Consider the following 7,136-nt stretch of genomic DNA (forward strand, 5'->3'; position numbering starts at 1 on the left):
CTTCAACGGTTTTCGGGGGGTTTACACCCCCCGTTGTGCGGCCCGGCGCGGGGCCCCCCGCGGGCGCCCGGGCGCGGCCATAACATGTGTTTTCCCGCCCCGCGCCTCATGCGCCATCCGATGTGGTTACGGCTTGAACAGGTACAGGAGGCACCCACGCATCGCGGGTCCATCACCGGGCATGCGCCATCGGAGTGGTTGTCGTGGTGTCCTGTGCGGTTTGCAGTGAGTGGCGCGGCCATGGTGAAGCATGACTCGTAAGAGAACCGCACTGCTGTGCGCCGCCGCCTTGCTGGTGTCCTCCGTACCTCTCATCGCGGGCGCGGCCGGACCCGCCGACGCCGCGGACGCCGCCAGGCACCGGGGGTCCGAGTGCGTGGCCTCCCCGGAACCGGTCGACGGCCAAGGCCGCGCCATCCGCGACGTCGTCGAGAATGCGCGGCGGGATCTGAACCTGCGGGCGGTCATCGCCCGGGTGACCCAGCACGGGCGCGACCTGTGGACCGGCGCGGTCGGTCCGTCGATGACCGAGGTACCGGCCCGCCCGGACATGCGCTTCCGCGCGGGCTCGGTCGGCATCGCGTTCATGGGCACGATCCTGTTGCAGCTCGTCGACGAGAAGCAGGTCAGCCTCGACGACCCCATCTCACGCTGGCTTCCCGAGATCCCCCACGCGGACGAGATCACCCTGCGCGAGCTCGGCGACACCACCAGCGGCTTCCGGGACTACGTGACCGACCAGGGCTTCCTCACGGACCTGGAGGCCCATCCGTTCAAGCAGTGGACGCCCCAGGACGTCTTCCACTACGCGGACCTCGACGTCCAGCTCTACAAGCCGGGAACCAACTTCAGCTACTCGCACGCCAACTTCCAGCTGCTCGGCCTCGCGCTGGAGCGGATCACCCACACCCGGCTGGACCACCTCCTGGAGCAGCGCATCTACCGCCCCTTGGGCCTGCACGCGACATCGAACAGCTACACCCCCGACCTCCCCACCCCCGTGCTGCACGCCTTCACGCACGAACGCGGCACGTACGAGGAGTCGACGTTCTGGAACCCCTCCTGGACCACGGCGCCGGGCGCGGTCATCAACATGAACATCTGTGACCTCGCCCGGGCGGGCGTAGGGATCGGTTCGGGGCAGACGCTCTCGCGCGACGGCTACCAGACCCTGCTCGACCCGGGCACCGTCGGGCTGGGCCAGGCGACGCCGACCTGCCCGAAGGACGTCTGCATGCCGCAGACCCAGGACATCCACTTCGGGATGTCCGCCCTCATCGTGCACGGCTGGATCGTGCAGAACCCCTCCCTGTCCGGCTACGCCGCGATCATGGCGTACCTGCCGTCCGAGGACCTGTCGATCGCGGTCTCCGCCACGTACTCGCCGACCACCGACCAGCAGGTGCAGAACCTGACCACCACCATCGCGGAGGAGCTCTCCCGCCTGCTGGTGCCGGACCAGCCCCTGGGCTGAGCCCGGTCGCCGACGGGAACGTGCAGGGAACGAGCACGAGTCCGGCGGACCGGCCGCCGGGCCATCTTCCGGGGCCTGGAAACCTGGACCCGCACAAGGTGGCCTGGCGGCCGCGCACGGCTACGGCCTGCGACCGGTGGGTGGCCCGGGCCCGAGGCCCGGGCGATCAACCGCGCGTCACCGGCCAGGGCACCGCGAACGGCACGCCCGTCGAACTGTGGGACTGCAACGGCGGGGACAACCAAGCGGTGGACCCTGCCGTAGTCCGCAGGTGTGGTTGGCTCTGATTCCCTGTTCTAGTGACTGACCGTCACTGCGGGCGACCGTGCCCCGTCCTCGCGCACGCCGACCGATTCGGCGGCCTTGCGACGGCGGTAGTAGTGCACGGTCAGGATGCCGAGCAGCGGACCCCAAGCGGCCAGCGGCCAGTACGACGCGTAGAAGACGAAGACCTGCCAGCCATGCGTGCCCAGACCGAGGTCGCCCCCGCCGTCGACCCTGCGACCGAGACTGATCATGATCATCGAATACGGCCAGAGCAGGGTGTTGAACGTCGCGCCGACGCCGGCCGGGATGACCGCGGCGAGGATCGGCACCCGGCGGCCGCGCAACCACGGGATCCACCGGGGCCACACCTCGCCCCACGTGCACACGAGACCGACCGCCAGGAACGCGAGGGTCTCACTGACCGCGCTCAGCCCGATGACGTACCACCACTCGCCGCCGAACCAGTCCGGCGGCGGGCGGCCGTCGGTCGGGGCATCCATCAGCGGGACCCGGAGGTCAACGCTCAGAATCCGCCAGAGTCCGGAGGGCAGCACGGTCAGCGAGATCGCGTAGGCGACCCGCACCGCCCAACGGGGCACTCCCGTCGCTGTCCGGCCGTGCAGCCGTGCCAGAAATGAGCCGGCGGTCATGGGGGTCCTCCTGGTCCGGACGCCCGGTCGGCGTGGACGGTCTCTTCGTCCGCCCGATCTCGTGGGCGCGCCTTGCGAATCGATGATCGCGGAGAGCGCCGGAGCGACACATCCTCCCTGGGAGCAGAGCGGCTCACCCGCGCGGGGGAGGCCGGTCCACACCTTGTGGCGGCCGGGCGCCCTGCCGTCGGCGCCGTCGGGTGACGTGATCTTCCGGTGAACTGCTTGACGATCGCGTAGCCGATGGCCTGGATCGGGTCCATGTCGGCGAGGCGCTGGTGCAGGTCGGGGATGGCGTCGAAGGTGCCGAGGCCGGCGAAGGTGGTGGCGTCCAGGAACGACACGGTGCCGGACTGGCTGTTGCCGACCAGGACGACGTCCCGCAGGCCGTCCGGCCCTGGCCGCCGGCGGCGTGTGCCGCTGCGGGGCAGGCCAGCGCCGGCAACACCATCGCGGCGCCCGCCGCGCGTGCTCTCAACCGCCGTGCAGTCATGGCTCGTTCCCCTTCGTCACGGTCCGGAGTGCGACAAGTGTGATCCGACCCGGACGGTCGGGCGATGGCCGCGACCGCCAACGTTGCGCCGCCGCACTGGCTTTCGGAGACAACCGGCCCGCCGAAACGTCAGGCGGCAGGGCCCGCGGGCGGTGTGCCGGTGACCGCCGCGCGGTACAGGGCGAGGGTGGCGCTGCCGAAGTAGGCGCTGTAGGACACCTGGGGTGTGTTGCCACCGGTGTGGTAGCCGCCGATGACCCCGACCACCGCCCAGCCGCCCGGCCACGGCACCAGCATGGGCCCGCCGCTGGTCCCGCCCGTGAAGCCGTCGCACGCGATGCGCGGGAAGGTCCCGGGGTCCGCCGGGTCGTCACTGGCCCATTCGGTGGTCCAGCTCCAGCACCCCAGCGGCTTCTCCGCGCCGGCCGGATACCCGATCATCCGTACCGGTGCGTGGAAGTACCCCGTGTCGGTCAGCAGTTGGACGCCGCCCGTGACCTCCTCCAGGCGCTCGCCGTCCTGGTTCGGTGCGGTGACCGCGAAGCCGAAGTCGTACGCGGCGCCCGCGTGGACACCGAGGTCGTAGTACTCCCGCGCGACGTACACGCCGTCCTCCGCGACCGGGAAGATGCCGAACGGCTTCAGCCCGTCGTGGTACTGCGGCACGAACCCCAGTCGGCGCGCCGGTGAGGTGCCGGAGTACCCCTTGAGGCAGTGTCCGGCCCCGAGTACGAGATCGCGGCCGGGGCTGCGGACCACCGAGCCGCTGCACGTGCGGCCGGTGCCGTTGGCGTCGGTCCAGAAGAACGCCCCGGCCTGCGGGATCCCGTCGAAGCTCCGGCTCGGCGGAATGTACTCCCCAGGCTGCGGCCCGTCCGCCGAAGGCTGTGTCTCCCCTTCGGCGTCGGCGGGCAGCGCGGCAGCCATCCGGGCGGCGGTCCAGTACGCCCCGAGCTCGGCCGCCGCCGGATGGCCTGCGGGCAGCGCTCCGGCGAACGCGGCCGGAGCGGCGAGCCCGACGCCCAGTGCCAGAGCGGCCGCGAACGCGGTGGCACGCCGGACGATCAATACCTGACGCATCGTCAATCTCCATCCAGCGAGGCGGATTGGCATGCCCATCATCGAGGATGAGGAGGAAATCACGAAGAGGAATCACCAACGGGGCACCATGCCGTGCGACGCCTTGCCCGGTCGCCCGTTTGCATCCGTCCCTACCGTCCGCGAACCCGTCTCGCACGTGTTCCGGGCGGGCCGGGCCGAGTGCCTCTGGGTGTCAAGGCAGTCGGGTGCCGGGTGGACCCGAGCGTGGCCGGCGGCGCGGGATCAGCGCCGGGACGCGGCTGCGGTAGGCCGCGTGGTCCGTGCCGAACTGTTCGGCCATCATGCCGTCTTCGGCACGGACCCTCAGCAGCAGCCAGGGGACGGCGGCGAGGAAGTAGGCGATCCAGACGCCGAAGCCGATGGCCAGGTTGCCTCCGGCGAGCAGGCCGAGCAGGCCGGTGTAGATGGGGTGGCGGACCATGCGGTAGGGGCCGTCGGTGCGCAGCTCGTGGTGCTCCTGGACGGCGGGAACACTGGCCCACATCGTGCCCAGGACCCAACGGGCCCACAGGAGGAGGGCGGTGGAGGCGACGGCCAGCAGGGAGCCCACGACGGCGAGTTCCGGTTGCCAGTACCGGAGGTGGTGCCAGAAGCCCTGCGTCCGGTCGAGCAGGGCGAACAGCGCGTAGACGGCGGCGGCCAGGAGGACACGGCGGAGCATCGAGCGGCGCAGTCCGTGCAGCCAGCCGCGGATGCCGGAACCGCCCGCCACGGCGAAGTAGAGGACGCCCGCGATCCAGGCGGCGAAGAAGACCGCGACGCACGTGTCGGTGAGCCAGGTGGTTACCGAGCGTAGGGAATCCATGGGGCAAGGTTGCTCCGGCGGCGCAGTCACCCGCCACCACCCGCAGGTGGACGAACGGGGCCGCCATTCGTCCACCCACAGGTGGAGGCGTCGGGGAGGGGGGCTCGCCGACCCCTCCCCGCCCTGCGAAACAGCAGGTCAGCGCACGCGTCCGCGGGGCTTCAGGGGGATCCCGGGGAGCTCGGGGGCGGGCAGGCGGTCGCCCGGGTAGCCCTGGACGGCGCCGAAGCGGTCGGAGTCCGCGGAGCTCATCCACTCCTCGCGGGCTCGGGTAATGTCTTCGTGAGACCGCCCGATGAAGTTCCACCACATGACGATCTCCTCCTCGAACGGCGTGCCGCCGATCAGGACCGTCCGGGCCGGCTCGTCGCCGGTGTTGGCGAGGGTGATGGTGGTGGCGCCGGGGGCCAGGTAGCCGAGTTCGGCCGGGCGCACCGGCGTGCCCGCGAGCGTGACGTCGCCGCGGTCGACGAGCAGGGCGTGCTCGAAGGCGGGGTCGACGGCGAGGGTGAGGGTCGCGTGCGGGTGGATCGTGAGCTCGGCGCCGAGCAGCGGGGTGAAGGTGGGGACGGGGGAGGTGTCGCCGGCGAGGGTGCCGAGGAACACGCGGACCTCGCCGCCGTCCAGGGTGACGGGCCGCGGTGCGTGGTGGTGGAAGTCCCGTGTGGTGTGGCGGTGTTGCTCCGGGAGCGCCACCCATAGCTGGACGCCGTGCAGGACGGTGGTCGCGGGGGTCGAGACCTCGGAGTGGCTGATGCCGTGCCCGCCCGTCATCAGGTTGAGCTCGCCGGGGCGCACGTAGGCGTGGACGCCGAGGCTGTCCCGGTGCTCGATCTCGCCGCTGAACAGCCAGCTGACCGTCTGGAGGCCGGTGTGGGGGTGCGGGGCGACGTCCATCCCGCCGGTGTCGGAGACGTCGTCGGGGCCGTAGTGGTCGACGAAGCACCAGGCACCGATGAGCGTGCGGGCGCGCTGGGGCAGGGTCCGGCGCACCGTCATCGCCCGCGGCCCGCCCAGCGGCACGTCCCGGGCGGGCAGGATCTCCACCCGGGGGCGGGTCTCCCCGGTTCCGGCGTGCGGCTCGGCAGGATTGGTGCCGGTGGTGGTCACGGTGTGCTCGCTTCCTAAGAAGTTCTACTTTCAACTATCTTCGACTATCATGCCATGGCGCAGTGCCGCCCGACAGTGAAGACGTCCAGGGAGTTCCCGTGAGCGATGTGACTACGACCGTGACCGCCGCCCCCGCACGCCGCCGGGTGTTCGTCGACAAGGAGAGCCCAGCGGCCTTCCGTGCCATGCGCGCCACGGCCGACGCGGCGGGCGAGGCCGCCGCGGGTGCCGGGCTGGACCGGCGGCTGGTGGAACTGGTCAACCTGCGCGTGTCCCAGATCAACGGCTGCGCCTACTGCCTCAACGTGCACACCGCGGCGGCCCTGCAGGTCGGCGAGACCACGCAGCGCCTGGGCACCCTCCCGGCCTGGCGCGACACCCAGCTCTTCACCCCGCAGGAGCGCGCCGCACTCGCCCTCGCCGAGGCGACCACCACCCCGGCGGACTCGGTACTCCAGGAGGAGGCCTACACCGCCGCGCGCGAGGCGCTGACGGACGAGCAGATCTCCGCGGTGATCTGGGTGGCCATCGCCATCAACGCCTTCAACCGGGTGTCGATCCTGAGCAAGCACCCGGTGCGCCCGGTGGCGGTGCGCTGACGGTGCGGCGGGGGCCCGGCGCGGCTCCCGCAACCCGCGCGGACCTCGGGCGATCCGTGTGCGTGGCAAACCCCAGGCCGGCCCGGCGGGTTGGCGGGTGACCGCCAGTGGCGGCATGACGCCTGGTCAAGACCAGGTCATGGCGGTCAAAGCCTCGGTCATGGCATGGGCACCCACCTTGTCCACAGGTCCGGGCTTCGCTACCTTTCAGGCGCCGGAGCCATGACGGCTCCCGCATCTCACCCCCTGGCATGTCCTGGACATCATCAGCTCGGAACGGCCTCCGTCGCCCCGTCGGGCCGACGCCCCACGGCCGTACCGAACTCCCGGGCAGCCGTTTGCACGTGCGCGTTTCCCCCTCATCCCGGGCCTGCACGCGACCCCGCCGCCTCACATCGGCGTGTCCGCACGCCCGGGGCCGACCCCCATCCGGGAGGGCTCCGTTGCACAAGCTCATCCACACCGCCCTGCGGCACGGCGGACTCCGCGCCACCACCGCGACGCTCGCCGTCGGTGCCGTGGTGGCCGCGGGCCGCGCCGTGGCGGGGGCCGCCCGCCCCCGCGGCGCCCCCACCCGCCCCCCCCGCGCGCCCCACCCGCGCCCACCCGCCCCCCCGCCCCCCACAACACGAGACAC

At 71.8% G+C, this 7,136-nt stretch carries 6 protein-coding genes; 2 read left to right on the top strand and 4 right to left on the bottom strand.

What is annotated here, in order from left to right:
• Positions 1-250: 250 nt before the first annotated feature.
• Complete coding sequence (locus ACFV4G_RS38490; protein WP_380447370.1) at positions 251-1,474, top strand: serine hydrolase domain-containing protein; 1,224 nt, start codon at positions 251-253, stop codon at positions 1,472-1,474.
• Positions 1,475-1,770: 296 nt separating this feature from the next.
• On the opposite strand, the gene ACFV4G_RS38495 is transcribed toward ACFV4G_RS38490, so the two are convergent.
• From ACFV4G_RS38495 to ACFV4G_RS38510, 4 genes are all read right to left on the bottom strand, one after another.
• Positions 1,771-2,391, bottom strand: coding sequence for a hypothetical protein (locus tag ACFV4G_RS38495; RefSeq protein WP_380447372.1), 621 nt, complete (start codon positions 2,389-2,391; stop codon positions 1,771-1,773).
• A 622-nt stretch (positions 2,392-3,013) separates the two neighbouring features.
• Positions 3,014-3,964 carry a trypsin-like serine peptidase gene (locus ACFV4G_RS38500; RefSeq protein ID WP_380447374.1) on the bottom strand — a complete coding sequence of 317 codons (951 nt, stop codon included), beginning with the start codon at positions 3,962-3,964 and terminating at the stop codon, positions 3,014-3,016.
• A 193-nt stretch (positions 3,965-4,157) separates the two neighbouring features.
• Complete coding sequence (locus ACFV4G_RS38505; RefSeq protein ID WP_380447376.1) at positions 4,158-4,790, bottom strand: methyltransferase family protein; 633 nt, start codon at positions 4,788-4,790, stop codon at positions 4,158-4,160.
• Positions 4,791-4,928: 138 nt separating this feature from the next.
• A complete protein-coding gene (locus tag ACFV4G_RS38510) occupies positions 4,929-5,900 on the bottom strand; it encodes a pirin family protein (RefSeq protein WP_380447378.1) in 972 nt (323 codons plus the stop codon).
• Between the two features lie 107 nt (positions 5,901-6,007).
• Between ACFV4G_RS38510 and ACFV4G_RS38515 the strand changes: the two genes are divergently transcribed.
• Positions 6,008-6,499 (top strand): carboxymuconolactone decarboxylase family protein, encoded by a 492-nt coding sequence (locus tag ACFV4G_RS38515; RefSeq protein WP_380447386.1) that lies wholly within the window; start codon positions 6,008-6,010, stop codon positions 6,497-6,499.
• Positions 6,500-7,136: the final 637 nt, after the last annotated feature.

It is taken from the genome of Kitasatospora sp. NPDC059747 (assembly GCF_042732955.1).
Taxonomy (GTDB): domain Bacteria; phylum Actinomycetota; class Actinomycetes; order Streptomycetales; family Streptomycetaceae; genus Kitasatospora.

Bases quoted from the DNA above. Each gene is read 5' to 3' on its own strand.
- ACFV4G_RS38505 (WP_380447376.1), bottom strand. From the start codon at position 4,790: ATGGATTCCCTACGCTCGGTAACCACCTGGCTCACCGACACGTGCGTC.
- ACFV4G_RS38490 (WP_380447370.1), top strand. From the start codon at position 251: ATGACTCGTAAGAGAACCGCACTGCTGTGCGCCGCCGCCTTGCTGGTG.
- ACFV4G_RS38500 (WP_380447374.1), bottom strand. From the start codon at position 3,964: ATGCGTCAGGTATTGATCGTCCGGCGTGCCACCGCGTTCGCGGCCGCT.
- ACFV4G_RS38495 (WP_380447372.1), bottom strand. From the start codon at position 2,391: ATGACCGCCGGCTCATTTCTGGCACGGCTGCACGGCCGGACAGCGACG.